Raw genomic sequence first — 25,658 nt, forward strand, 5'->3', positions numbered from 1 at the left:
GACCAGCCGAAGTCAGTAACGTCCGCCCGACCGATACCGCTTTCCTCAGAACCTCGCAGGGGGCAAGATTCGCACAGCCGCTATACGGGTCGATTGTTGACACCCTCACCACTGCCTGGGAGGACTTCGAAGTCCCCGCGCACGCCCACGGCGGACAGGTCACCCTGAACCTCTACGACCACTTGGCGTCGTACCTACCGAAGCGACCCGGCGCCTACCTCCCCATCTCCTCCGACCGCTTCGGCCTGGAGGCCGGCGTCGACCGCCAGCTCGAGGACGCCGAAGACAGCCGAACCCGCCTCGGCTGGGGTCCGTTCGCCAAGATCTACCGGGAGAAGGACACCTCCGCGTTCAAGAAGCGCAAGGTCACCAAGCCCCACGGCACCATCGACTGGGTTGTCCTACGGCCCGAGTTCCGTCAGCTCCTCGCCGACCTCGCCCTCGGCGTGATCGACGGAGTCATCTTCTACGACCTCGACCGCCGCCCGCGGATCGACCTCTCCAACCGACGTATCCAGCGCGAGCAACACCCGCGCCCGCCTGATCATCGACGCGCTACGGACTCCCGCCGTGGTCAACCGCACCAACGCCTGACGATCCTCAGCACTCAAGGCAACCGGATACTTCTTCTGTGACGACATGGCACCCCCGCCCGGCCGAAGTGAAGCGACGAGGGGAGACTGCCCGACCGTCAACTCCACGAACCAGAGCCATACTTAGCCGCAACGATCTACTAGGCTGCATGTGCCGTATCACCCGTCCTCTCCCTCTCCCGCTCGGCCTATGTATTGGCGACCGTCAGATCCTGGCTGATCTCCTCAAGGGAGCGCTGTTTGGTCTCCGGGCATCCCCAGGCGAACACCAGCGCCGCCAGCAGCAGGGGAACCGCACCGATCAGCGCGGTGGTGGCGATGGAGGGGACGGTGGCAGCGGCGACGGTGAGGGCAAGGATGACGACGCCGCCTGCTTTGGTCATCGCGGCGGCCAGGCCGGTGCCTCGCGAGCGGAGCAGGGTCGGGTACACCTCGGCCGCGTAACCGGTCACCACGGCCGCCAGCGAACTGACCCCGGCCAGCGGCACCACCAGCAGTAGAGAGAGCAGCAGTTGCCGGTCGGCCAGTGCATCGCCGCCGACCACGAACCCCAGCAGGGGGACCACGGTGACCCCACTCACCGTGACGATGGTCTTGCGGCTTCCCCAGACTCCGTACATCCATGCCGTCAGCACGGTGAACGGCAGGCCCAGCAGGGCGGCATTGCGTACGACGTAGTTTGATTTACCCGTTGAGTAGCCGAGGTGTTGCAGGTTGGTCGGCACCCACTGCTGGAATCCGTAGGTCATCAGCCCGACGCCGATGCCGAGGATGGTGATCCCGACGGTTGATCCCAGCAGCGGACGGCGGAACAGCGTGCGGTAGCCGGCCTGCTTGAGAGGTAGGCGCGCCTCGGCCTCCTCCGGCTCGGTCTCCTGCACCGCGGCGCCATAGCGGGCCATGACGGCCTCGGCCTCCTCGGTCCGCCCACGGGCAAGCAGGAAGCGGGGCGACTCAGGGATCCAACGGTTCAGTGCGATGAAGATCAGCCCGGTCGGCAAGCCGATCAGCCACAGGATGCGCCAGCTGTACGTGGGGATCAGCCATCCTGCCAGCCAGCTCGTGATGACGTACGCCCCGGCGATGTTTCCGCCAATGAGCACCATCAGCCAGCCCCGGTGCCGGGCCGGGATGGTCTCGGCTATCAGAGCAAAGGTGATTGGCAGCATGCCGCCCGCGCCGATGCCCATGAGCAGGCACATCACCAGGTTCCAGGTGAAGCCGGGCATGGCGCCGCAGATGCTGGTGGCGACGAAGATCATCCCGGCGAAGATGAGTGAGGCGCGGCGCCCGATCCGGTCGCCGAGCACGCCCCAGATCCACGAGCCGATGACGGTTCCGGTGATGCCGGCCAGCGGCAACCATGAGACTGGGATGGTTCCTTGCGGATTGGCGGGCGACTTCAGCCCGTATTCCTCGGCGAAGCCCGGAGCCACAAAAGCCAGCGAGGTCGGCTTCATCACGTCGATCGTCACCGCGATCACCAGGACGATGACCAGTGCGATATGCGCGGGCCGAATCGGCGCATCGTCCATCGCCCGGACCTGGATGCGGCCCGATGAGCACTGGAGCTCCCTGCTGCGCCGGGGAACGAGCCCGTACAGCGAGGCGAGCAGCCCGCCGGCGATCAGCACCATGCCGGTGATCATCGCCGGGTCCGCCGGCATCCCGACGAGCTTGTAGCCCATGTCACTCGCGTGCAGGTACATCGGAAAATGCAGCAGCACCCCGGCGGTACAGGCCAGCGCGCCCGCCCAGAAGGCCACCGGATGTTCGAACTCTCGGCCGGTAGGTGCGCGACGCCCGGACTGTCTGCCCGTCGAACCGGCGAACGCCGAGCCCTTCTTCATCGGACCCCTGCCGGCAACATCTCGGCGACTATGGCACGCACCGGCTCGTGGTACTTCTCCGGGTCGGTCCATTTGTTGTACGCATGTTCCGGCAGGTGTGTCACCGAGACCAGCTCGCCCGCGCGGTAGCGGCGCACGACCGGATGCATATAGAGGGACTCATTCGCCGGATCGTCCTCCCACTCCCGGCCGGCTGCGATGTCGAACGGGTCGATCTCCGGGTATCCGGAGCCGTACTCCACATTGAAGATGAGGTAGTCCTGGCCCGCACCGAATTCGGGGCGGTGCGCGAGCTCGACGGGCACCTCTTCCCGCAGACGCGAGGTGCCGTCGTCATGCAGGACAAGGACGTCGCCGAGGAAACCGAACTGATTCCACAGTCCGGAGCTGCGGTTTATCCGCGCGAGCACGGCGTCCGCCACGGCGCTTGCGTCTGCCGGCAGGTCCTGGCCTGGCCAGGTAAGCCCCTCGTAGCGCTGCTCCAGGAAACGGTGCAACGCACGGGTGGAGTAGCGGAAGCCGTGCAGGACACTGCTCGTGTATTTCCTGCGGTCGAGTACTTGGGTGATGGTCCCGGCGAAGAACAGGTCGGGTACGGTTGTCGACTCCCACGCGGGAGTGATCTCCGCGAACCGGTCGTTGAGGGCGAGCCGCGGACGGGCACTGTCGGTGAAGATTGTCGTGTCCATCTTGAAGCCGGTGCACACGATGACCCGGTCGTAGACATGGGTCATAACCTTGGGCCGCCGGAGATAGCGCTGGGTGACATGGAATTCGGCACCATGCCGCTCGATCCGGTCGATCGTCGCGTCCATCACGAGGTTCTGGGACTTGAGTTGGTAGGTGTCGAGGAAGTTGTTGTTCACTGCCCGCAGATCACCCGCGAAGTGGGTGCGCCAGGCGAAGGTCAGCGGCTTGGGGCCGAGGACATGGATGATGGCGGCGTGCGCGATGAGGTTGTCGGCTGTCTCGAAGGCCGAATTTCCCTTGCCGATGATGAGGACGCGCTGGTCGTTGAACTCATGCGGGTCCACCGACACGTCGTTGTAGGACTCCGCCAGTTCGATTCCTGGGATGTCCGGCACATAGGGCAGGGCGAGCCCGGTCGCGACCACGACCCGCCTGGCCTGGAACGTCGTGCCGTCCTGCGTGGACACGTGGAAGTGGCCGTCGCGAGTGATCCCGGTGACGCGGATGCCGTACTGGATCCGGACCCCGGTCTGCGCCGCGAAGTCGGCGAAGTAGTCGACGAGCAGGTCCGCGTTCGGGAAGTATTCCTCGCTGTACCGGGTGAAGCGCAGCTCGGGGTCGTCACTGAGCAGTGAGTTCCAGTCCATACGCAGGTTGAGTTCGGAGTCACTCCAGCCCGTGTGCGGCTTGTTGATGGAGATCAACTGGCGGTGCCGGGGAAACCTCCGGAAGTAGGCTCCGGGCACGTCTTCGGCCTCAAGTACGAGGTAGTCGCGTCCGGTCTTCTCAAGGAAATACCCGAGTTGAAGACCAGCGGGTCCAGCGCCAATCACCAGGTAATCAATGGGTTCCGTCATCATTCGCTCTCCGTCTGCGCTCGTCGGGGAGTCGCCCAAGGCGCGATCCGACCCGAAGGGGGTCTAACGTCACGGCAATTGGGCTGAAGGTGACCACGCGACTACCTAGGGTCAATGACTCTTGATGTCTAGGCCAATTGACCTCTCGGTCACCGCATGGACAGGCGTGATGCCGCCAACAGGTGTTGCTGTTGACTCCGGAATGAATGTACTTGATATGGCGTCATGTGCGCAGAGGGGGGAACTCGGACTCTAAGCAAACCTCTGGACTACCTGCCGCTTTCGAGAGAAGTCCCGTAGGGTGTTTTTCGTGAGCCTCCACTTCCCTCTGGAGCCGGACCGCGCAACCATGGCAGAGATGGGCGGTCTCGTTCTGGATCACGTCATGAAGTTCATAACGGAACTGACGGATCGTCCGACAAGCAATCCCGTCGGGCCGGCGGCGACAGCCGACCTCGTAGCGGACTTTCTCGCAGCACCGCCGGAGCAGGCGGGCAACCTGGAGGAGCTGCTCGGCCGGCTCGGTCTTGCCGCGGATTGCGCGCTGGAGACCGCAGGTCCCGGCTACCTTGCCTATGTTCCAGGCGGTGGTCTCTACACCTCAGCGCTCGCCGAGTTCTACACCTTGGGCGTCAACCGCTACGGCAGCATGGCCTTCACCGCACCAGCGTTGGTTGCGCTGGAAGAGAGCGTGCTGCGGTGGATAGCCCAGGACGTCAGCGGCCTTCCGCCCGGGAGCAGCGGCCTGCTCACCACCGGCGGGTCCATGGCCAACTTCTCCGCCCTGGTGACCGCCCGCCACACCCATCTCGGTGAGGACTTCGGGGCCGGAACGGTCTATGTCACCCCGTTCGCAAATCACTCGCTGACAAAGGCGGCACGGCTGGCCGGAATCCGGGAGCGGAACATCCGCGTCGTGCCGTGCACCGACGACCTCCGGATGGATGTCGAGGCTGCGGCAGCCATGATCCGAAGTGATCGTGCCGCGGGACTGCGCCCCTTCCTGTTGATCGGTTCAGCCGGCACCACCCACACCGGCACCGTCGATCCGCTTTCTGCCATGGCAAGCCTGGCTCAGCAGGAGAGTCTCTGGTTCCACGTGGATGCGGCGTACGGCGGGTTCTTCGGACTCACCGAGCGCGGACGGCGGCGACTTGCGGGAATGGAACAGGCCGACTCGGTGGCCCTGGACCCCCACAAGACGCTGTTCCTGCCATTCGGTACGGGCGCCCTCGTCGTCCGGGATCCGGCCAGGCTCTTCGCTGCACACGAGGGAACGGGTGACTACCTCCAAGACGTTGGCTCTTCCGATGGCCTGCCAAATTACGCGCACCTGGGTCCTGAACTCACTCATGAGGTCCGCGGGCTGCGCGTATGGCTACCTCTGCACCTGCACGGTGTTTCTGCCTTCCGTTGTGCTTTGGACGAGAAGCTCGACCTCGCCGAGCAGGTTTACGACAAGCTGGCCTGCATCCCGTCAGTGGAACTGCCCTGGCGTCCGGATCTCAGTACGGTGGTATTCCGGATCCGGCCACGCGACAGCAGTGCCACCGCCGTGGCCGAGGCGGACGAGGCGACCCGCCGGCTGCTCGACCGCGTCAACGCAACAGGGCGTGTGCTGCTGTCCAGCACCGTGGTGGAGGGCCGCCAGACCATTCGGATGTGCATCGTCATCCACCGCACGCACAGCGACCGGGTGGCCGAGGCTGTTGAGCTGATCATTGCGGAAGCGCTCAAGAACTGACCAGCCGCTCAGCCCGGACCAGCACGCCGATCACGCCGATCACGCCGATCACGCCGATCACGCCGACGAACATGACCAACCGTCCGATCGACTGCAAGACGGATTCGTTGCGCAGCACGTACAGCGTGGACACCTCCATGACGACGGCGAGCGCACCGAGTGCGGCCAGCCAGAAGAAACCTCATTGAGCTCGCTTCAACTTGAAGTTGCAGGTCATGGGGCTGGCGTGTGTCACGGTGCGATCAAGTCCGTCAATGCCCGCATCCGCACGGCCGTTCGGGCTCGCGGCCGCTCCCGCCCGAAGCCGCCGCGTTGAAATGCGTCTACCTCGCGGTGATGAGCCTGGACCCGCCCGGAAAGGGCCGCAAGCGGTGGACCAGCCGATCGTTCGGCTGTCCGGGCAGTACCACGCGACAAGTCGGACAACTGAACGTTGATCAGGATTAGAGATCGAAAGGACCAAAGAGCATGTCGCGTATCGCCAGAACCCTCGTAGTTTCCGCAGCAACTGGGATGGCACTGATCGGCGCGGCCGGTATCGCCTTGGCTGACGCAGGGGCTGGCGGGGCTGCAACCAACTCCCCGGGCTACCTGTCCGGCAATGTACTCCAGGTGCCCATCAACGAGCCGATCACCATCTGTGGAAGCACTCTCAGCGCCCCCGGCCTCCTCAATCCTGCCTCCGGCAACACCTGCGCCAACAGCTAGCGCCCACGGCAACCGTCGGCTGCGCCGTCACCGACAGCGCTGTGGCGGCCGGTGCGTCAGCCCGCAGGGTGCCGGCCTCGACGGCCGCGGTGCTGGCCGTTACCGACAGCCCGTGACCGAGTGGGTGCCGAAGGGTCCACCTCCGCGCTGATTGCCAGGGGGCAAGGTGGCGCCGACGGGCACGACGCCGAGAAGCTGTGAAGCCATTTTGAAGCACTTCGGGACTCTGTCGCCCGATTCGGCCGACCTGCCGAAACCGGCTGGCTGCGGTGGAGAACGTCCAGGTGACGGTGATCGAATCAGAGCTCAACGTGAAATCGGGCGACAGAGTCCTTCGGGGTCCTGAACGACCCCGACGACTCCTACGGAGCAGCGCGTGCCGTTGGGCGGAGAGGAAGCGGGCGGTGGCCGCACCGATGCCGGAACTGGCACCGGTGACGACGATCAGGGGCTTGGACAGGTGATCCCTCGTGAGACGGGTGCAAGGAGTGTGCCGGTCTCCAGAAAACCACCCGGCAAAGGTGCCCAGCACTGGCAGCGGAGGGGGAGGGCGTACCCGGGGTCCGGTAGACCCCGCTTCCCGAGACAGGGACAACCTCGGCCAATCGCCGCGCCATTGCTGCCTGGGGAACGCCCTCTTCGAACCGTTCGGCTGCCTGCAACCGCAGCTTCTGCCGCTGCAGACGTCCCTCCGGAGTCAGTCCCGCCTCCTCCACCGCCACGGGACAGCACCACCGGACGGGCCGTCGACGACGAAAATGAGGCTCAGCAGTGACTATGGGCGGCCGAAGTGAGTGGGGTAGTAGCCGCTGCGCAGCGTGGCCGTCCGGACATTCACGCCCGGCTTTGGGGCCTCGACGTACGTGCCGCCACCCAGGTAGATCGCAACGTGGTTAATGCCTGACGCCCGACCGCTGTTGGACCAGAAGATCAGGTCACCGCGGCGCAGCTGACCCGGGGTGATCCGGGTCGTGGCGGCGTACTGGTCGGCGGCCACGCGGGGCAACTGGATGCCGGCTCGCCGGTACGCCTGCTGCACCAGCCCGGAGCAGTCGAAGCTGTTGGGCCCGTTACCTCCCCAGACGTATGGTTTGCCGACCTGGGCAAGCGCATAGCCAATGGCAGTCTCGTGGCGGCTGTTCCCCGCTGCACGCGGCGGGGCTGGGGCAGTGCCGCGTCCTGTGCCGGTGTCATTGCCGTGCCCCTTGGTACGGGCTTTGTAGATGCTGTGGTGGCTGGTCCATCGCCACTGGCCCTTGGTGTTCTTGAACCAGTATCGCGATCCGTCCCATCCTTGCCGGATCCCGGGGGTACTGCCGGCTTCCTTCGGTGGTGCCTGTTTGCTGGCGCTTCCGGTGCGGGCTTTGTAGATGCTGTAGTGGCTGGTCCATCGCCACTCGCCGCTGTTGTTCTTGAACCAGTATCTCGTACCGTCCCACCCTGACTTGCTGGGTGCGGACCGGGCGTTGGCGACTTCCGCACCAGGGCCAACGCTGACTACGCCAACTCCCGCGAGGCACGTGGCGGCTAGGAACGTCCGCCGTACGACGGGCCGTATCCCGTTGTTGCCGGCCTTGGGCAGCCGGCGAGGCGAGGCACTCGCGACGACGCAGTGAGCGCATCGACAGTCGGCAGTCACCGAGGCTGCCTGCTGGTCACTTCCCCGTCGAGCTTCCTCGAAGCGAATCAACGTCGAGTGGGCGGGTGTGGTCATGCGGATTACCTCTCCTCGTTCTCAGGCCGACCTGCTGAAGCGGGCACCGAACTCGTGGCCGCTTTGGTGGGACCAGCAATCGGGGGATATGACCCCGTCCAGGTGCCGAATGACGCACCCGTCCGGACAGCGGCGGTCGGTGCCAGGAAGGCGACCAGCAGGTGCTCCATCAGAGCGTTGCGGGCGGTGCTGTCCAACTCCTGCGCGGTGGTGTGTTCAAGGCGCTGCACGGCGAGGGTGGCGGTCTCGATGGCGTCGTCGAGGACCACGGTGCGCAAACTCGCTTCCAGATCTGCGAGTTGCCGGCGGCGCATGCTCTCGGCCACCTCGGGTGCGTAGTCGAGAGCCAGTGGCTGGACCGAGAAAACTTCCAGGCCGACCGGGGCGACCTGGGGCGCCAGCCAACGGGTCAGTTCGTCGCCGAACCAGTCGCCGTCGCGCAGCGCCGGACCGGGCACGCCGTTGCTGTCGCACGGCAAGGCGCTGGCAGTTCGGGTGAGGGCAGCGTGGACCTGCTCGCGCAGATAGCTCTCGTGGTCGGCCACGGTGAAGTGGGCGCGAGCGGTGTCCTTGACCCGCCAGACGAGCAGCAACTTCACCACGATGGGCAATCCGGTGCGGTCCACGACGTCGACGTTCTCGCTGCGCCAGTGGCGCAGTCCGACGTCGACCCGACGGCGGCGCAGCAGTGGGTTGACCCACAGCAGCCCGGTGCGTCGCACGGTGCCCCGATAGCGGCCCCACCTGGTGAGAATGCGGGCCTGGCCGCTGGAGTTGATGAGCAGCCCAGTGACGCTGAGGAGCACGAGCAGGCTGGCGACGACGAACACCGCGAGCATGCCCGCGGTAGGAGCGCCCGGACTGCCCGCCCTGACAGCGGGGCTTCGGATGTCCGGCAAGGCGTCCCAGTACGGGATCCTGCCGGTCGACCCGAGAATCGCGACCATGGTGACGGTACCTGCCAGCAGGATCATCAGGGCGACCCAGCCAGGCAGAGCCACGGCACGGTTCTCGTGGAGGGTCGGATCCATCCGCGGAGTACGCCGGCGGACCGGACGGCCCGGGGGCTGGGGACCGGGGATGTCGAAAGCGATGTGAGAGGCGTCAACTCCCGCATCCGCAGCCGGCGATGTCGTCGCGTGCTGCGCTGCGGCGACGGCGGGTGGTGTCGCCTTCCCTGACGGGGCTTTCCACAGGACCTTCGAGGTCACCGTCGGGTGTGCGGGGGCACTGCCCTGTGGAGTGCCGGCCGCTGAGGCTGGCGGAGGCAGGGGCCGGAACCTTGACCACTGTGAAGCATCGCGGTTGACGTCCATCCGGAAATCCTCAAGATCGGGGTGGTCAACGCTGCCCGGTGGGAAGCGGCGACGTGTGCCAGACCAGGCGTGATGCCTCGTCGACGGTTGGATGCCGCTGCTCGCTCGGCGAGGAGCGTGCGCGAGGACGTTTCCTCGTGCTCGGCCCTCACGGCTGAGGCCGTGGTCGCTCGGCCGAGGCGGGCGCATCTTGTGCGGCACGGGGTGGCACCGGCTCACTGCGGCGACGTCGGTCCTCGATGCGGGGTTCGACGGAGGTTGGGGCCGTGCGTTGGCCCAGGCGGTATCCCTTGCCGTTGTCCACGCAGATCACTTCGGGGCAGCCGAGCTTGCGGCGCAGCCTACTGACGGTGGTACGGACGGTGTTGGTGCGCGAGTTCATGTGGGTGTCCCAGATATCGGCCAACAGGTCCTCGTGGGGTACCGGCTGGCCCTTGGCTTCCATGAGAAGTCGCAGCACGGCGAACTCCTTGGGGGTCAGTTTGACCAGTCGCTCGTGGACGCGAACCTCACGGCGTGCTTGGTCCAGGGCGATTCCTTGGTGGCGCAGGATCAGGGGGGCCGCAGTTCGGCGGCGTCGGCTGAGCGCTCGGATGCGGGCGACGAGTTCGACGGAGGCGAAGGGCTTGGACAGGCAGTCGTCGGCGCCTGAGCACAGCCCTCGGACCCTGTCCTCCACCCGGTTGGCGGTCAGCAGCATTATGTGCGGCGGAACTTGTCGTCCAGCGACGCTGCGACACAGTTCGTAGCCCCCGATCGTTGGCAGGTCCTGATCGATGATGACGACGTCGTAGTCGTTGCAGATGCTCAGCCGTTCGGCCTCGTCACTGCGGTGAGCGAAGTCGACGGCCATGGCACTTCGACGCAGTTCGCTGGTGACTGCTTGAGCCGAGACGCTGTCGTTGTGAGCGAACAGAATTCTCATGGTTTTCCTTGCGCCCGCAGTGTCCCGCTCCGGGCGGCTTGTGCGGGGCGGAATCGCGTGGTCGCTCGGGTTGTGGTGTTTTCCGACCGGTGATGGCTTTGTGTGGGGGCTCGGGACCTCGGCGCCTTCCCGGGTCAGATGTCGGAGGCCGGGGAGGGATCCGCGGGGCGGTGCGCTGTTCCGGTGTGTATGTGGACAAGGAAGGAGTTGAGTTCCTTCTTCACGATGGGGGCTAGCAGGTAGAGGCCGGTGATGTTGATGACGGCCAGGAGGAAGAGCACTGCGTCGGCCATGCTGATCAAGGCACTGAGGGAGAGAACGGGTCCGAGGGCGACGAACACGGTGAAGAGCAGTTTGTAGATGGTCTCGGTGGTGCGGTTGCGTCCGACGAGGTATGTCCATGCTTTGAGGCCGTAGTAACCCCAGGTGATGATGGTGGAGAAGGCGAACAGGAGTACCGCGATGGTCAAGAGGTAGGGAAACCAGGGCAGTACGGTGGCGAAGGCGTCGGAGGTGATGGTCACGCCTTCGGGGGCTGTTCCGGTCTGGGTTGCGGTGGCGCGGGCTTGGTTCCAGCTGGGGGTGGAGGCGATGACGATGGTCAACGCGGTCATGGTGCAGACCACGACGGTGTCGATGAACGGCTCCAGTAGGGCGACCAGACCTTCGGTGACGGGGTGGCGGGTTTTGACGGCCGAGTGGGCGATGGGGGCGGAGCCGAGGCCTGCCTCGTTGGAGAATGCGGCTCGTTGGAACCCGATGATCAGTGCGCCGACGAGGCCGCCGGCTACGCCCTCGGGGGAGAACGCCCCGTGGATGATGGTGCCCACGGCGCTGGGCAGGGTCTGGATGTTGACCAGGAGGACGACGGTGCAGGCCGCGATGTAGATCCCGGCCATGACGGGTACGAGGCGGCTGGTGACCTTTGCGATCGAGCGGATACCGCCGAACAGTACGAGCCCGGTCAGCCCGGCCAAGATCATGCCGAATGCCAGAGCTCCTGTCGAGGAGCCCAGCAGGCCGTCGTCGCCGCCGGTGACCGACTGCAGTTGGGCGAAGCTCTGGTTGGCTTGGAAGAGGTTGCCGCCGAACAAGCCGAAGAAGAGCAGGGCCACGGAGGCCAGGACGGCCAACACCTTGCCCAGGCCCGCCATGCCGCGCTCGGCCAGACCGGTGCGCAGGTAGTGCATCGGGCCGCCGGAGACGGTGCCGTCCGCGTGGCACTGGCGGTACTTGACTCCGAGTGTGCACTCCACGAACTTCGTGGCCATCCCCAGTAGGCCGCACAGGATCATCCAGAAAGTTGCGCCGGGGCCGCCGATGGTCACCGCGACGGCGACGCCGGCGATGTTGCCCAGCCCGACTGTGCCGGAGACGGCGGCGGTCAGTGCCTGGAAGTGGGTGACTTCACCCGGGGCGTCGCTCCTGCTGTGCTTGCCGCGTACCAAGTCGACGGCCAGGCGGGCCCGGCGTATCTGCACGCCCTTGAACCAGATGGTGAAAACGGCGCCTGCGACGACGAGCCAGGCGACGATCCAGGGAAAGGAAACCCCGAAGAGGCTGACTTCCGCGAAGACGATGTCGGACAGGCGGGTGGACAGGGGTTCGACAACGCCGTTGACGGCGCTGTCGACGCCCGAGGTGAGCGAATCGAGAAATGACATCAACAACCTCGCTGGCTGGGAGCGTTGGACGCCACGGCGGGACGGCGGATCCGGATGGCGGGTTTGGTCGCTGCGCGGGGGCAGGCGCGGCGGGAGCGTCCGGAACGCGTAAGACGTCAACGTGGTGCGGGGGCTTCGGCGTGTGCCCGGCTACCCGCTGATGATCCGACATTTCTGGCTGTCTCCTCGTCCTCAACGGGCCGCTCAAGGCGACTGGTACAGCACCGCCACGGCACTGTTCGGCGCACTGTCAAGGAAGTGCGGTGCGGTCGCGGAGAGCGTGCTGCATGACTCGTGTGCCGTGTGCCGGGCGCATCCTTCATGGCGAAGGGCGGGGCTCGGCCGGCGGTGATTCGCTGGGTGATCACCACCGTTTCTTGCACAGATAAGCAGTTGCCCGTTCACACGGACGTAAAAGTCGCTTTCGCCGGTGCGGTATCGCTTCGACACTCCCCTCCTGGAATGTGTCGACTGCGCACCGTTTCGCGAGGTTGAGGCCCTGCCACCGCGCACCATGGGGCAGGTCAGGCAGGGGCGCTGACACGGCCCTGTGGGACGGGCAGTTCGCACCACACGTGCTTGTGCCGGTCCTGGTGACGGACCACTCCCCATGCCTGGCTCAACGCAGCGACGATCGAGAGGCCACGACCGCACTCGTGAAACCCGCACAGCGACTGGGTGTTCAGCCCAGGGGCGATGGGTTCCTCCACGCCGGGGTCATGCACGCAAATCAGCAGTACTCCTTCGGCATGGAGGGTGGGGTGGTCGATGTCCAGAGTGAGTGCGGTGGGGTAGCCGCCGTGCTGGACGGCGTTGGCGACCAACTCGGCGACGACGAGCTCGGCTGCCTCGATGACGTGTTCAGCGCACGCGTGACGGGTCAGCCACTGACGGACGAGGTGGCGGGCGGACCGTGCGGGGCGGACGCCGAGGGAGTGTCGCGACCATGTGACAGCACGTGGGTGCTGCGTCGCGACGATGACGGGCAGCATGGCAATCACAGCCCTTCCTACCGGGTCCTTCAAGGGCCCCGGTCTCCTTCTTGAGATCCACCGAGGTGGCCGGTCGACCGTCAGGTGACACGTCCCGCCCGCGCCGTCGATGACGGTACTGCGCTGGGCCGAGCGATCTTCCGCTGCTACGCCTCCGGGGCGGACCTTATTGACCTGGTAAGCAACAGCACCACGTACAGGGGGGTAATGCGACAGCCTTTCGTCAGGACGCCTGGCCGACGAAAGTCGGCTGTCCGCCATGCCCATGAGCGCTCTGAAAGTGACGGGCCCGTCTTGTGTGCCGCGGACGGTCGGCATGGCCGGCGGCCTCGCGACACCGTGGCTGGCCAGTGCCTCTCGACGTACAACGAGTCGGTTCCCTGAGCACCGGTCCAGGGGCCTGTCTCTCGCCCCTGCCCCATCGCGGTGGCCTGCAGCGAAGAGCGAACGCGCGATGTGGCTCCTGGTCGGGAGAAGAAGCGGTGAAACACCACGGGGATACCATGGATGGGTAACTTTTGGTGGTTTCTCATTACTCTCGTGGCTTCGTTCCGATTTTCGAGCAGTGAAACGCGGCGACGTCGGTGGCGCCCGTCCGCCGTGGACGCCGCCGTGGCATTGGCCGCAGTGGCGTACGGCATTGGGGATTCCCTGGTGCTGCCGACGAGCGGACTGTTGACGGGCAAGCCCCACTGGGCGGCTGTCGCGGCCGGATCGACAGGGGCGCTCGTACTGTGGCGGCATCGCTTCCCGCGATCGGTGACGGGCGTGGTCCTCGCCTCGCACGTGCTCTGTTACGCCCCCGGCGCGGTGGTGGTCATGCTCTACACCGTAGGTGGCATGTACCGGTCATGGCTGCGTCTCCTGACGCTCGGACTGGTTGCCCTCGCCGCGCAGACGGCCTCCTCCGAGCTGGGTGGCACCGGCCTGGACCTCATCCACGGGGTGCCCTTTGTGGCGACTCCCCTGCTGATGGGCCTGTATGTGGCCACCCGACATCAACTCATCGCCACCATGCGACAGCAGGCAGTGACCCACGAGCGCCACGAAGCCCTTCTTGAGGAGCGTGCGCGTGGGGAGGAGCGCACCCGCATCGCAAGAGAACTGCATGACGTTGTCGCCCACCGCGTCAGCCACGTCGTCCTCATCGCCGGAGCCCTCCAGATGAGTGCTGACTGCGGCGCCGACTGGGTTCGCCAGGAGGCGGAACGCATCCGCCGCGCCGGCACCCAGGCACTGACCGAACTACGTGACATCCTCGGCGTCCTCACCGGCAACGAGAGTGAGGGAACAGCTCCCCTGCAACCGACCCCGACCGCCGCCGACCTCGACGCGCTCGTCGCCGACTGCCGTCATCTCGGCATGGACATCACCCTGCGGCTGCATGGCGCAGTGAACACGCTACCCTCGGCCACCCAGGTGGCCATCTACCGCGTGGTCCAGGAGGCACTCACCAACGCGCTCAAACACGCGCCCGGCGCCACCGTGACAGCCGACGTGCGCGACCACCACGACGCCGTGCAGATCGTGATCGCCAATGGTCCGCCCACCGCGAGCCCCGGCGACGGGCTGCCCTCGGCTGGATACGGCCTGGTGGGGCTGGCAGAGCGGCTCCGCGTACTGGGCGGCACCTTCGAGACCACCGCGCAGGCCAACGGCGCGTTCCGCGTCCACGCCACCATCCCCCACCGCGCCTACCCACCTGACCCAGAACGCAACGCCCATCCTCAGGAGCCGTCTCGTGATCAAAGTGATGATCGTCGATGACGAGCCGCTCGTACGTCATGGGCTGCGGACCATCTTGGAGGGCGACCCCGGCATCCAAGTCGTCGCCGAGGCCGCCGATGGCCATGCAGCGACCGAACAGGCCCATGCCCACACCTGCGACATCGCCCTCGTGGACATTCGGATGCCGAACGTGGACGGCATCACCGCCACCCGCGCCCTACGCGCCATGGCCCGGCCACCGGCCGTCGTGATCCTCACGACCTTCCAACTCGACGAATACGTGACCGAGGCACTACGCGCCGGAGCGGCCGGCTTCCTCCTCAAGGACACCCCGCCGGTGGAGATCATCCGCGCTGTACACGACGTCGCCGAAGGCCACAGCACGCTCTCGCCTGCCGTTACCCGGCACGTCATCGACACGCTGCTGCAACGGCACCAGACTCTGACCGCCCAAGAGCGGGCACGACTGGACACACTCACCGCACGCGAGCGGCAGGTCCTGCAGCTCGTAGGACAGGGCATGTCCAACGCGGACATCGCCCGCGCCCTGTCCACCAGTGAAGCCACAGTCAAAATGCACGTCAGCCGCGTGCTTGCCAAGCTCCAATTCGACAATCGAGTCCAAGCGGCCCTCCTGATCCGCAACGTTGACCCCGCCCCACCCGGGTCCGACCGCGGCAGCTCCACCTGAGTGGCTCTCCTCAAAACCGTGCTAAATCTGAACAACTAGCCATATAAAACTGCCGGACGTTGGTGACACATGGATCTCCGACTACGACGGAGCTAGCCATGCCCCCTTCACCGCAACAGCAGCAGGATCGCCAGGCCCAGCAACGTCTGGCGGTCCTGAGCCACGCCGAGGAAGTCACTGGGAATGTCTCGCTGACCTGCCGGTACTACGGGATCAGCCGCAACTGCTTCTACAAGTGGCAGCGGCGCTACCAGGAGCAGGGCATCGAAGGCCTGCGCGACCGTTCCAGCGCACCGCACCACAGTCCCAATGCCACCGACGCCGACATCGTGAACAAGATCGTCTACCTGCGGCAGAACTACCACTTCGGCCCGATGAAGATCCGGATGTACCTCCAGCGGTACCACGACATCGACATCGCCTGCTCCGCCGTCTACCGCATCCTCAAGCGGCTGGGTCTCAACCGGCTGCCCGCATCGCAACGCTACAAGCGCCATACCCGCTACGAGAAGCAGCTGCCCGGCAACCGGGTGCCGGCATCCCCGCACCTCAACGGCAAGGTGGACGGCGCAGGTAGGAACGGATCGCGTGGGAGGAGTATGCCCGGTCGGCGATCACGCGAGAGGGCCGGGTGCGCGGGCGTCCGCCGCCGGTCCGGGCGACGCGGATCCGGTCCATGAGGCGGGTGAACTGCGGGGCGTCCCCGCGCTGTCCGCCGGTGACTGTGACGGCCAGGACATGCCCGAGGCGTCCGCCGCCAGGTGGAGCTTGGTGGTCAGGCCCCCGCGCGAGCGGCCCAAAGCATCGTCGTCCGGCTCCGCTGCCAGGTAGTCCGGGCGCGTCCGGCCAGGATCGTGCGCACCTTTTTGCGGGCATCGGCGGCGTGCTGGTGAGCCCGGCAAACCGTCGAGTCGACGGAGACCTCCCACTCGATTACACCGTCCGCATCGGCCTTGACCTGGAGTTTTTCCAGGACGCGGGTCCATGCCCCGTCGATCTGCCAGCGTCGGAAGACCGAGTACGCGGTTTCCCACGGCCCATACCGCTCGGGGATGTCCCGCCATGGCGAGCCGGTCCTGGCCCGCCACCAGATCCCGTCGAAGACCTGCCGCCGGTCCCTCGGCGGCCGCCCCATCTTCGGTATCGGCGGCAGCAGCGGCCTCCAGGCGCTCCCACTGTTCGTCCGTGAGATCCCCACGAGCCATTCCAAGATCGTTCCACGTTGCTGACTCGTCCGAGACGGCGCCCCGGCGCCTGGCAGTGTCAGCAGATCTTGCCGGGCCGGGCCGCGGTGGCCTTGAGCAGATCCCGCAGCAAGTCGAAGTCGATGCTCTCCGGCCTGCGGAACCGCAGACATCCCTTACCCATGTCCTGCCCGGCCAGCCGCTCCTCGAACGCCTCACGGACGTCACTGCGCATGAGATAGAAGGAGATGTACTGCTTCTGGCTGGCAAACGCGATCTCGCAAGCGCCGTCCCGCTCATATGCGGGCATCCCGTACGCCATGACCTCGTCGAAGCCCACCAGCTCCGCCCGGCACAGCTGCCGCACCTCGGTCAGCACGGCCCTGCGTTCCTCAGGAACCTCTGTCAGGTAGCCGTCGACGTCGCTAGCCTCGCTCTGCACCATGCCGTGAGGTTATGCCGGGTTCAAGGCTCATACCAGCATTTCAAACACGGCCTACTACTGATCTTTTCGTAAGTTCGGTGGGTGTGGAGGTCTTGTCGGTGGGAGGGTGTCGGGGTGCCCTATCTGCCTTCGTCCTCTGTGTCTGGTTCTTCTGTTCCTCCTTTGTCGCGGCCGCATCCCTCATGCGGGTGCGTGTCAGGCGAGCGGCAGCCCGAGGGACTGCAACGTGCCCGGCGACACGTCCGCGCCTTCGAGCGCTTCGGCGAGACGCAGTGCGCGATCGGCGACGACGAGGTCGCGGGGCGCCGCGGCGAGAGCGTCGCCCGCGTGTGTCAGGTATGCGGAGATCTTGCGCCAGGAGTAGAACTCCGTCCCCTCGCCTCCGGACTCCGGCTGCGGGAACCCGCCGGTTCCCCGCCGGTTCTTGGCGAGTTCGACGAGTTCGTGGTGGCTGCGCCCGCAGCGTTGTGCGGCTTCTTCCAGGGTCACCATGTCGTCGTAGCGCACGCCCACGGCCCGCAGGCCCGGGATGAGTCGGACGTCGCGTGCCACCTGTGCGACGGCGTCCAGCAGCGTGGGGGCTTCGGTATCGCATGACAGCTGCCTCAACGTCTCGGCACTCGGGCTGTGCGGGTACGCCTCGGGGTTGTCGGGGCCGAGGGTGTAGGAGACCGAGCCGTCGGCGAAGGCGTCGCAGTGGTCGAAGGCGTCGGCCTGCTCGGGGGTTAGGGGCTGATTGATCAGGAGGGTGAAGCTCCATTCGGACACAGCGGCTACCCTTTCAGTGCTGGTGGTCCTTGACGAAGCGGTCAACGCGCTTCGCCTCATTGCCGGGATTCTTCGGAGTACCTGAGACGACGTGGCGTGCTCCGCACGAGCAGCACACCACCCATCCCCACCGGTGCCCGTTCTTGTCCGGCACCACCTGGCAGCCGGCTCTCCTGGCCCGATCAAGGGCCGCCGCAACATCCCCGTCCTGATGCCGTCCCTTAGAAATCACCCGCAGCACCCTACTCACCGCAGCCACAAGTTCGCAGCCAGTAATGCACCGCGAAGAGCAACTCGCCCGAGAACCAGCCACTGCGAAGTGGAGTCGCATGCCCGCCTGGTAGCGCAGTCGCCGCTGCCCTACGCACCCGGCTCCCGCGAGCGGGCGCAACATGGCGTGGGATCGCCGGTTACTGAGCTTGAAAGCGTGATGTCGTTGCGAGGAGGCGGCCCGGTCGGTCCGGGGCCGCCTCCTTGCGTGTTGCGCTACGGCCGGTCGTTGTCGGCTCGGCTTAGGCGTCGAGGGACTTCGCGGCCTCACGGATCACATCGAGGACGAAGTCGGGATGCGAGAGCATGGGAACGTGGCTGCTGTCCACGGGACGGATTTTGGCACCCATGCGCTCGGCGGCGGACCGCTCCAGGTCGGGGTGCACGGTGCGGTCGTTGTTGGCGACGATGTACCAGCTTGGCTTCGTCCGCCAGGCGGTGCCGGGAACCTGCTGGTTGAACAGGTCCGCCACGGGCACAGCGCCCGTCGCCAGGACGAGCTTCTGCTCCGCTTCCGGGAGGTCGCCGCAGAAGTGCGGGACACCTGAGGGCTTGAGCCACACGCGGCCGTCAGCGACGTCGACGTGCTCGAAGATGGGCGTGCGGGGGAATCTGTCCTGCTGTCCCTGCGACGTCTCGTCCTCGTCCGGAGCGAGCGCGGCGATGTACACCAGAGCTCCGACGCGGTCGTGGGTACCCGCTTTGGTGATCAGGGTCCCGCCGTAGGAGTGACCGACCAGCACGATCGGGCCGGGGACATGGTTGAGCGTGAAGTTGACGCACGCGACGTCGCTTTCGAGCGAGTCGAGGCCGTGCTGTGAGGCGAAAACCTCGTGCCCTTCAGCCTGGAGCGTGGGGATGAGCTTGTTGAAGCACGACCCATCCGCCCAGAGCCCGTGAGCGAAGACAATGCTGGGCTTGCCCGCCATGGCATTTCCTCCTACGGTGAGATCAAATATGCCACACTGCACCACATTGCACGTTAAGTGCCTATTTTTGTGTGATGGCCAGGCGTGTCGCTCCATCCCAGTCGTTGGGCCTACGAGGTTGAACGTGTTGTCGTGGTGGTCATGTGTTGATGATCAGGCCCGTTTTCAGTGAGGCAGCCGTCTATGAGGTCGCCGCGGTACTGGATGTGGCGCAGGCCGCGTCGGATGCGCTGAATGTGGTGTTCTGGCGTGCTGAAAGCGACGTTGGAGAGCCAGCCCCGCCGCAGCAGGGACCAGATGCCTTCGACGGGGTTGAGGCCGGGCGCGTAAGGCGGCAAGTAGTAGATGGTCAGCCAATCGCGCGAGGCGGCAAACTCTCGCAGCCCGGCAGCCTTGTGGACGGTGAAGTCGATCCGGGGCGCGGTTCCGGTCTTGTCGACCGGCCCGTTTCCCCAGACCGCTTCCCGCACCCGGCGTGCCCGTTTCCGAGCACCGGGCGCTCCACAAGTCCTGTTCAGAACGCGTGTGTTGTCTTCATTCCAGGCTGGGCCATGGAGTCGGGATGACTGTTCCCCGGTAGCGGTAACGCGTGGTGGTTACCTTCGCGGGGTTGAACAGCGGCCTTTCCTCCGAGGCCGGCCACCATCCGACGTCGCAGTAGCGGCGGCGGACGTCCTTCCAGGTGGACCGGCGGTGTTTGCGGCGCAACCAGCTCCCGACCCGGCGCCACGTGTAGTAGCTCAGGTAGGCAAAGGTTGCGCTGGACACGCCGGGCCGGAAGTAGACGCACCAGCCCTTGAGCGCCGGGTTGAGCTGACGCAGCAGGGCATCGAGCGGCTGGCTCGTGTCTGTTGTCCGGCACATCGTCCTGACCTTGCCGGTCATGGCCTTAACGGCCTTGCCGGACGGATAGGTGTAGATGTAGTGCCGGTTGCTGCCTCGTTTCTGGTGGCGCTGGATGCGCCAGCCGAGGAAGTCGAGGCCCTTGTCGATGTGGGTGATCAGGGTCTTCTCCGGCGACAGGCGCAGGCCCATCCCGGACAGGACTTCTGCGATCTCCTCCCGGAGGGCTTCGGCGTCGTCCTTCGTGCCCGACACCATCAAGCACCAGTCGTCCGCGTAGCTGACGAGCCGGTAGTTGGGCAGGCGATGACGACGGCGCTTGGCCCTTTCCGTCTGGCTGGAAGCGGGGCCGCCGGGTCCTTGGGCGATGTGTTCGTCCAGGACCGTCAGGGCCACATTGCTCAGCAGCGGTGAAAGGATCGAACCCTGCGGGGTTCCGGCGCGGTTCTCTCGCAGCATGCGGTCCTCGCCGAGGATGCCTGCTTTGAGGAACGCCTTCACCAGTGCCAGGACGCGCTTGTCTCCGATTCTTTCCCGCACCAGGTCCGTCAGGGCCGGATGGGAGATCTCGTCGAAGCATGCCGTGATGTCGCCCTCGACGACCCACTCATAGGAGCGGGAAGCGAAGTAGCGGACCTCGGCCACGCCGTCATGAGCGCGACGGTTCGGGCGGAACCCGTAGGAACACGGGTGGAAATCCGCTTCGAAAATCGGCTCCAGCACCAGCTTCAGGGAAGCCTGCACCACTCGGTCGGCAATGGTGGCGATCCCCAGGCGGCGCAATTTGCCACCCGACTTCGGGATCATCCGTTCCCGCACCGGCAGCGGGCAGAAACTGCGGTCCTTGACCTGCGACCGCAGTCCGTCGAGGAAGTCCACGACGCCTTGCCCGGCCTCGATGGAACGGGCCGTGCGCCCGTCCACTCCGGCTGTGCGGGCTCCCTTGTTGCCCCGCACCCGGTCCCACGCGACCAGAAGGAACGCGGGATCGGCGACGAGGTTGAACAGATCATCGAACCTGCGATGAGGGTCATCACGGGCCCAACAGTGCAGCTTGGTCTGGATCTTCAGTACCCTGCGCTCCGCTCCGAACAGAACGGAGTCAAGCTCGTCGGTATTCACCGGCGACAGCCTCCTGACCTTCCAGTACGTCCACTGCTGACTTGCTGGTCTCCTTCGCCATGTACGCGCCTCTCGCGCGCTCGGACTACTACGAGACCTCCGCCCCGCCCGACGGCCGTCAGTCGGCAACGGACCTGCCCGCCGCCGCACTGGCTGTCCGGCGGGAAGGGCGACCGCAGGCGGTTCCCACGTTCACTACAGAATCGATCAAGGAGGGAGGTGTCCGCCTCTACCCCGACAGCTTCGCCATGCCTACGCCGCAGGCTTTCGACATGGCCTCCCCACCGGGCCTCAAAACCGGCTTCGGAGTTGAACGGCACCCAGACGAGTGACGGTTCACGCGCTGCAACCCGGCCCATATCCATCAGGTTTGAGCCGAGCGGGACACTTACGGGGCGTCAGACAGCGGTTCCTCGCATACACCTTCTCCTCGCTGCTTGCCGGACCCGGGCCCTCTGACAGTGCCGACCCGTTCCATCGTTGTCAGGGCTGCTTCCCGCCACCACCTGCGTTCCCAGGCAACGGCTGCCCTCAGATTCACCGGGCGGCTGCGACCGCCCGGCGGTGGGGTCCTTCCACCCCCACTCGATTCCGTAGCGCCTCGTGGCGCACTTGAGGTTGTCCCAGACGAGCACGATCGGGCCACCGAGCTGCTGGTGGGCGGCGATCAGCAGGTCCCGGTAGTCGCGCCAGGACAAGCTCTTACGCCCGTCGCGTCGGTCGTCGTCCCGGCGCGGCCGGCAGATCGGCCGGGGCCGGTGGCCGGGTTTATAGCAGGTTACTGACTTCGGCTGGTCAGGGGGACGTTGGGATGTCGAGGGCGAGGCCGGTGCCCGCTATGAAGCCGTCGAGGGTGTCGGGCCGGTACTGGAGGCGTTTGAGTCGGTTGCGGACGAGGGCTTCGAGTCGCTCCAGGGCCATGACGGCGAGGTTGGCCAGGCTGCAACACCGTCAGCCAGTCACGCTCGGCCACGAGGTCGCGCATCCTGCGGGAGACGTGGGTGTTCAGCCGGTCCCACACGAGCACGATCGGGGCCTTGACCAGCTGGTGGAATCCGTCGATCAGCGCGATGAAGTCCCGCTCGCCCATGCTGCGACGTGCGCTCTTGCCGGCGGGGTGGGTCCGAAGACGGTGACACAGCCGGGTCCGGGAACCCGGCCGCATCGCGATCAGCCCGGCCACCGACAGCCGCCCCGAACGCCGGCCGCTGACGGTGACGACCGGAGTCACTCCGCGCCGGCCCCACGTCCGTCCCCGGGGCGGCCGTCGGGTGAAGCCGGCTTCGTCCTCGAAGCAGACGTAGCCCCGGCAGGCCGCCCGGGTCCTTTTACCTCCGCCCAGGTCACCTCCCGCCACACGCTCACGGCGACTTCGCACTCACCCGAAGCCGCCGTGCGACTTCCGACGGCTTGACCATCTGCTCGAACAGTTCAGCCGCCTGCATCCGTACCGTCTCCCGGCGCTGACGCCCCGCAGGAGTCAGCCCGCCCCCATCCGCATATCTCACAGACCACGAATACAGCCACCCGCCCACACCCATCAGCGACTTCGCAAGGATTCACCCCAACGAGCTGAAGTCAGTAGTTGACGACGAGCGGGTAGCGGCCCGCCTCGATGTCGGCCTGTCTCGCCGCTTCCAGCTGGACTCATTGGTGTTGCCCAGGTGCTTCACCGCTCGTAGGTGATCTACACGGCAAGTGCCCCCAGTTCTGCGGTCATTCGGGAGGCGTGGTCGGGTGGGACTGCTGCAGAGTTGGGTGACACCTGACCTGGCTTGCTGAGAGGCGGCCTGGAAGGATGTCGCAGTGCCCAAGCCGTATCCCAAGGAGTTCCGCGAGGACGTCGTGCGGGTCGCGCGCAACCGCGAGCCCGGCGTCACGCTGGAACAGATCGCCGCCGACTTCGGGGTCCACCTGATCACGTTGTCGAAGTGGCTGCGCCGCGCCGAGACCGATGAGGGCGCCAGGCCCGCGACGACGTCGGGTGAGTCGGCCGAGCTGCGTGAGGCCCGCAAGCGGATCCGGTTGCTGGAGCAGGAGAACGAGGTGCTCAGGAGGGCTGCGGCGTATCTGTCGCAGGCGAACCTGCCGGCAAAATGATGTACCCGCTCGTCCGTGAGCTGGCCGCCGCCGATGCCCCTTACAGGGTGCCGGTGGCGGTGACGTGCCGGGTGCTCGGGCTGGCTCGCCAGCCCTACTACCGGTGGCTGGCCCGGCCTGCCACCGACGCCGAACTGACCGAGGCATACCGGGCGAACGCCCTGTTCGACGCTCACCGCGACGACCCGGAGTTCGGACACCGCTTCCTCCTCGACGAGGCCCACGCCGCCGGTGAGGCGATGGCCGAGCGGACGGCCTGGCGGATCTGCCGGGACAACGGCTGGTGGAGTGCCTTCGGCAAGCGCAGGGGCCGCGGGAAGAACGCCAAAGCCGGGCCACCGGTCCACGATGACCTGGTGCGGCGGAACTTCACCGCGGACGGGCCGAACCGGTTGTGGCTCACGGACATAACCGAGCACGCGACCGGCGAGGGCAAGCTGTATCTGTGCGCGGTCAAGGACGTGTACTCCGGCCGCATCGTGGGCTATTCCATCGATGCCCGGATGAAGTCCCGCCTCGCGGTGGCCGCGCTGGAGTCCGCTGTCGCCCGCCGCGGCCCCGCTGCGGGATGCATCGTGCACTCCGACCGCGGATCGCAATTCCGGTCCCGCAAGGTCGCCGCCGTCCTCACCCGGCACGGCCTGGTCGGCTCAATGGGCCGGGTCGGGGCTGCCGGCGACAACGCCGCAATGGAGAGCTTCTTCGCACTGCTGCAAAAGAACGTCCTCGACCGCCGAGTCTGGGCCACCCGCCAGGAGTTGCGGATCGCGATCGTCACCTGGATCGAACGGACCTACCACCGGCGCCGACGGCAACGGCGCCTGGGCCGATTGACCCCCGTCGAGTACGAGACCATCATGACCCCACCCGCAGCTCTGGCTGCATAAACCCCGCTGTCACCCGATCATGCAGCAGTCCCGGTTGACCGCGGTGCGCTATGGCCCGGGCCGTCGAAGCGGTGAGGCTCACGCCCTTGAGGGCTTCGCGGCGTACTTCCGGCCAGGGTGTCCTCCACGACATTCGCTTATCTGAGCCACTACGTGTGGCAGAAGGTATGGCGCTGGCTGCGTCGCGAGGGCGTCGAGGTCGCCCGCTGCACGGTCGAGCGCCTGATGCGCTCACTCGGCCTGACCTGCTCGGTCCGCGTCAGGACGGTGAAGACCACGGTCCTGGAACCGACCTCCGGGCGCCCGGAGGGCCTGGTCGACCGGGACTTCACCGCGTCCCGTCAGAACCGGCTGTGGGTGACCGACTTCACCTACGTCGCCACCTGGGCCGGCTTCGTCTACGTCGCCTTCGTCCTCGGCATCTCCTCCAGCCGCATCGTCGGCTGGCGGGTGGCCGGCCACAAACGCACCGATCTCGTCCTGGACGCACTCGAGACGGCCATCTGGTGCCAGGACCGCGACGGAACCGCTGACCTGCACGGACTCCTACACCACGGCGACACCGGGAGGCAGTATGTGTCCGTGCACTACACTGACCGGCTCCGCGAAGCCAACGCCGCCTTGAGCGTCGGCACCGTCGGCGACGCCTACGACAACGCGCTCATGGAATCCACGATCGGCCTGTTCAAGACCAAGATCATCAAGCCCGGCGGACTCTGGCGGACCCTCGACGACGTCGAGATCGCCGCCCTGACCTGGGCTGACTGATACAACCGACAGTGCCTCCACAGCAGCGTCGGCAGCCTCCCGCCTCTTGAATACAAGGCGATGTACTACTATTCGCACCAAGTCACACAGAACACCTGAAAACCACACACCACACTCTCCAACGAACCCGGAGCGGTTCACTCGGGAGATCTCTATGGATACTGCTCTGGCAGAGCTGCTTGAGGAGCACCCGGTCGTCGCCAGCGTCTTGGACGAGTCTGGGCTGCGGGCGGTGCTGCGTTCCGACTGCAAGATCGTGTTTTTGCTCTACGGCTCTTTGCTGGATCTCCCCGAGATCGTGCAAACCCTGAAGGACGATGGGCGTGTTGTCCTGGTGAACGTCGACCTGCTCGACGGCTTCGCGGGAAAAGAGATCGTCGTGCGGTTCATCAAGGAGAGAACCGCTGCGGATGGGATCCTCAGCTCGAAGGCGTTCATGGTGCGGGCTGCTCGTGAGCTGGGATTGTTCGCGGTGCACCGCTTCTTTCTCATCGACTCGCTGTCGTACCGCAATCTCGCCCCGCAGGTACGCATGTCGCAGCCAGACTGTGTGGAGATCCTGCCTGGCTGTATCCCTCGGGTCATCTCCTGGGCCGTGACGGACATCGACGTGCCGCTCATCGCCGGCGGGCTCGTCTGTGATCGTGACGACGTCTTCGCGGCACTCAAGGCGGGGGCGTGCGCTATCGCCTCGTCCAATCGGGACGTCTGGGCCATGTGACGTGCCTGGCAGAGGGCAAAGAAGGGGTTGACATCGGGAAACCCTGGCTCGTACGGTACGCGAACGGACCGAGAAGGACCGCACAACTTCATATTGGCTCCGGCCCAGTGCCGGAGCAGTTACTAGAGACCAGAGAACAGTGACTCCTC

Annotated in this window: 21 protein-coding genes and 6 pseudogenes; 11 read left to right on the top strand and 16 right to left on the bottom strand. The window is 66.1% G+C overall.

Features of this window, described 5'->3' with window-relative positions; genetic code table 11:
* Nucleotides 1-635: pseudogene (locus CG747_RS46975) on the top strand (hypothetical protein); the annotation flags it as partial.
* A 146-nt stretch (nt 636-781) separates the two neighbouring features.
* Here CG747_RS46975 and CG747_RS38620 read toward each other — a convergent pair.
* On the bottom strand, nt 782-2,443 hold the full coding sequence (locus CG747_RS38620) for an MFS transporter (RefSeq protein WP_180985891.1): 1,662 nt from the start codon (nt 2,441-2,443) through the stop codon (nt 782-784).
* Nucleotides 2,440-3,993 carry an NAD(P)-binding domain-containing protein gene (locus CG747_RS38625; RefSeq protein ID WP_257981015.1) on the bottom strand — a complete coding sequence of 518 codons (1,554 nt, stop codon included), beginning with the start codon at nt 3,991-3,993 and terminating at the stop codon, nt 2,440-2,442. The genes CG747_RS38620 and CG747_RS38625 overlap by 4 nt, the downstream gene beginning before the upstream one ends.
* Before the next feature lie 307 nt (nt 3,994-4,300).
* Between CG747_RS38625 and CG747_RS38630 the strand changes: the two genes are divergently transcribed.
* The gene (locus tag CG747_RS38630; protein ID WP_257981016.1) at nt 4,301-5,734 is read left to right on the top strand and encodes an aminotransferase class V-fold PLP-dependent enzyme; all 1,434 of its coding nucleotides are present in this window, start codon (nt 4,301-4,303) and stop codon (nt 5,732-5,734) included.
* On the opposite strand, the gene CG747_RS48480 is transcribed toward CG747_RS38630, so the two are convergent.
* Entirely contained in the window at nt 5,724-5,867 is a 144-nt protein-coding gene (locus CG747_RS48480; protein WP_180985907.1) for a hypothetical protein, read from the bottom strand. The genes CG747_RS38630 and CG747_RS48480 overlap by 11 nt on opposite strands.
* Before the next feature lie 105 nt (nt 5,868-5,972).
* On the opposite strand from CG747_RS48480, the pseudogene CG747_RS50175 reads away from it, so the two are divergent.
* Both CG747_RS50175 and CG747_RS38640 read left to right on the top strand, forming a co-directional pair.
* Nucleotides 5,973-6,118: pseudogene (locus CG747_RS50175) on the top strand (IS256 family transposase); the annotation flags it as partial.
* A gap of 84 nt (nt 6,119-6,202) precedes the next feature.
* Nucleotides 6,203-6,442, top strand: coding sequence for a chaplin (locus tag CG747_RS38640; protein WP_100606568.1), 240 nt, complete (start codon nt 6,203-6,205; stop codon nt 6,440-6,442).
* Between the two features lie 775 nt (nt 6,443-7,217).
* On the opposite strand, the gene CG747_RS38655 is transcribed toward CG747_RS38640, so the two are convergent.
* The 5 genes from CG747_RS38655 to CG747_RS48485 all read right to left on the bottom strand — a co-directional run bounded on the left by CG747_RS38655 (nt 7,218) and on the right by CG747_RS48485 (nt 13,053).
* Nucleotides 7,218-8,156 (bottom strand): C40 family peptidase, encoded by a 939-nt coding sequence (locus CG747_RS38655; RefSeq protein WP_100606569.1) that lies wholly within the window; start codon nt 8,154-8,156, stop codon nt 7,218-7,220.
* A 5-nt stretch (nt 8,157-8,161) separates the two neighbouring features.
* A complete protein-coding gene (locus tag CG747_RS38660) occupies nt 8,162-9,187 on the bottom strand; it encodes an SPFH domain-containing protein (protein ID WP_180985892.1) in 1,026 nt (341 codons plus the stop codon).
* Nucleotides 9,188-9,620: 433 nt separating this feature from the next.
* Nucleotides 9,621-10,397, bottom strand: coding sequence for a response regulator transcription factor (locus CG747_RS38665; RefSeq protein ID WP_100606571.1), 777 nt, complete (start codon nt 10,395-10,397; stop codon nt 9,621-9,623).
* Between the two features lie 134 nt (nt 10,398-10,531).
* On the bottom strand, nt 10,532-12,061 hold the full coding sequence (locus tag CG747_RS38670) for a sodium:alanine symporter family protein (RefSeq protein ID WP_100606572.1): 1,530 nt from the start codon (nt 12,059-12,061) through the stop codon (nt 10,532-10,534).
* 524 nt (nt 12,062-12,585) lie between these two features.
* Nucleotides 12,586-13,053: an ATP-binding protein gene (locus tag CG747_RS48485; RefSeq protein ID WP_257981023.1), complete on the bottom strand. Its 468-nt coding sequence runs from the start codon at nt 13,051-13,053 to the stop codon at nt 12,586-12,588.
* A 612-nt stretch (nt 13,054-13,665) separates the two neighbouring features.
* Here CG747_RS48485 and CG747_RS38680 point away from each other — a divergent pair.
* The 3 genes from CG747_RS38680 to CG747_RS38690 all read left to right on the top strand — a co-directional run bounded on the left by CG747_RS38680 (nt 13,666) and on the right by CG747_RS38690 (nt 16,152).
* Complete coding sequence (locus tag CG747_RS38680) at nt 13,666-14,820, top strand: sensor histidine kinase (protein ID WP_180985894.1); 1,155 nt, start codon at nt 13,666-13,668, stop codon at nt 14,818-14,820.
* Nucleotides 14,795-15,472, top strand: a complete 678-nt coding sequence (locus tag CG747_RS38685) for a response regulator transcription factor (protein ID WP_219621605.1) — start codon at nt 14,795-14,797, stop codon at nt 15,470-15,472. Before CG747_RS38680 ends, CG747_RS38685 begins: the two co-directional genes overlap by 26 nt.
* Before the next feature lie 98 nt (nt 15,473-15,570).
* On the top strand, nt 15,571-16,152 hold the full coding sequence (locus CG747_RS38690) for a helix-turn-helix domain-containing protein (protein ID WP_100606575.1): 582 nt from the start codon (nt 15,571-15,573) through the stop codon (nt 16,150-16,152).
* On the opposite strand, the pseudogene CG747_RS38695 reads toward CG747_RS38690, so the two are convergent.
* The 6 genes and pseudogenes from CG747_RS38695 to ltrA form a co-directional block, all read right to left on the bottom strand.
* A pseudogene (locus tag CG747_RS38695) lies at nt 16,037-16,677 on the bottom strand (IS5 family transposase); the annotation flags it as partial. The gene CG747_RS38690 and the pseudogene CG747_RS38695 overlap by 116 nt on opposite strands.
* 58 nt (nt 16,678-16,735) lie before the next feature.
* Nucleotides 16,736-17,101 carry an iron chaperone gene (locus tag CG747_RS38700; protein ID WP_100606577.1) on the bottom strand — a complete coding sequence of 122 codons (366 nt, stop codon included), beginning with the start codon at nt 17,099-17,101 and terminating at the stop codon, nt 16,736-16,738.
* Between the two features lie 195 nt (nt 17,102-17,296).
* Nucleotides 17,297-17,869: a hypothetical protein gene (locus CG747_RS38705; RefSeq protein WP_100606578.1), complete on the bottom strand. Its 573-nt coding sequence runs from the start codon at nt 17,867-17,869 to the stop codon at nt 17,297-17,299.
* Nucleotides 17,870-18,381: 512 nt separating this feature from the next.
* Complete coding sequence (locus CG747_RS38715; RefSeq protein ID WP_100606579.1) at nt 18,382-19,068, bottom strand: alpha/beta hydrolase; 687 nt, start codon at nt 19,066-19,068, stop codon at nt 18,382-18,384.
* A gap of 110 nt (nt 19,069-19,178) precedes the next feature.
* Nucleotides 19,179-19,478, bottom strand: a pseudogene (locus CG747_RS38720) (transposase); the annotation flags it as partial.
* A 124-nt stretch (nt 19,479-19,602) separates the two neighbouring features.
* Nucleotides 19,603-21,033 (bottom strand): group II intron reverse transcriptase/maturase, encoded by a 1,431-nt coding sequence (ltrA, locus tag CG747_RS38725; protein ID WP_100606580.1) that lies wholly within the window; start codon nt 21,031-21,033, stop codon nt 19,603-19,605.
* 41 nt (nt 21,034-21,074) lie between these two features.
* Here ltrA and CG747_RS38730 point away from each other — a divergent pair, with 41 nt between their 5' ends.
* The gene (locus tag CG747_RS38730; protein ID WP_100606581.1) at nt 21,075-21,365 is read left to right on the top strand and encodes a hypothetical protein; all 291 of its coding nucleotides are present in this window, start codon (nt 21,075-21,077) and stop codon (nt 21,363-21,365) included.
* A gap of 282 nt (nt 21,366-21,647) precedes the next feature.
* Here the strand turns inward: CG747_RS38730 and CG747_RS50180 are convergent.
* Nucleotides 21,648-21,818: pseudogene (locus CG747_RS50180) on the bottom strand (IS630 family transposase); the annotation flags it as partial.
* Nucleotides 21,819-21,828: 10 nt separating this feature from the next.
* Nucleotides 21,829-22,411 (bottom strand): annotated as a pseudogene (locus CG747_RS38740) (transposase).
* 428 nt (nt 22,412-22,839) lie between these two features.
* On the opposite strand from CG747_RS38740, the gene CG747_RS38750 reads away from it, so the two are divergent.
* From CG747_RS38750 to CG747_RS38760, 3 genes are all read left to right on the top strand, one after another.
* Nucleotides 22,840-24,020, top strand: a protein-coding gene (locus tag CG747_RS38750) for an IS3 family transposase (RefSeq protein WP_100606582.1) whose coding sequence is annotated in 2 segments (ribosomal slippage) — nt 22,840-23,124 and nt 23,127-24,020 — 1,179 coding nt in all. Because the reading frame shifts where the segments join, the coding sequence is not laid out codon by codon here.
* A 117-nt stretch (nt 24,021-24,137) separates the two neighbouring features.
* The gene (locus CG747_RS38755) at nt 24,138-24,788 is read left to right on the top strand and encodes an IS3 family transposase (protein ID WP_100606583.1); all 651 of its coding nucleotides are present in this window, start codon (nt 24,138-24,140) and stop codon (nt 24,786-24,788) included.
* 154 nt (nt 24,789-24,942) lie between these two features.
* A complete protein-coding gene (locus CG747_RS38760; protein ID WP_100606584.1) occupies nt 24,943-25,509 on the top strand; it encodes a glycerol-3-phosphate responsive antiterminator in 567 nt (188 codons plus the stop codon).
* Nucleotides 25,510-25,658: the final 149 nt, after the last annotated feature.

The sequence above is a fragment of the Streptomyces sp. CB02959 genome, from assembly GCF_002803155.1.
Classification (GTDB): Bacteria; Actinomycetota; Actinomycetes; order Streptomycetales; family Streptomycetaceae; genus Streptomyces.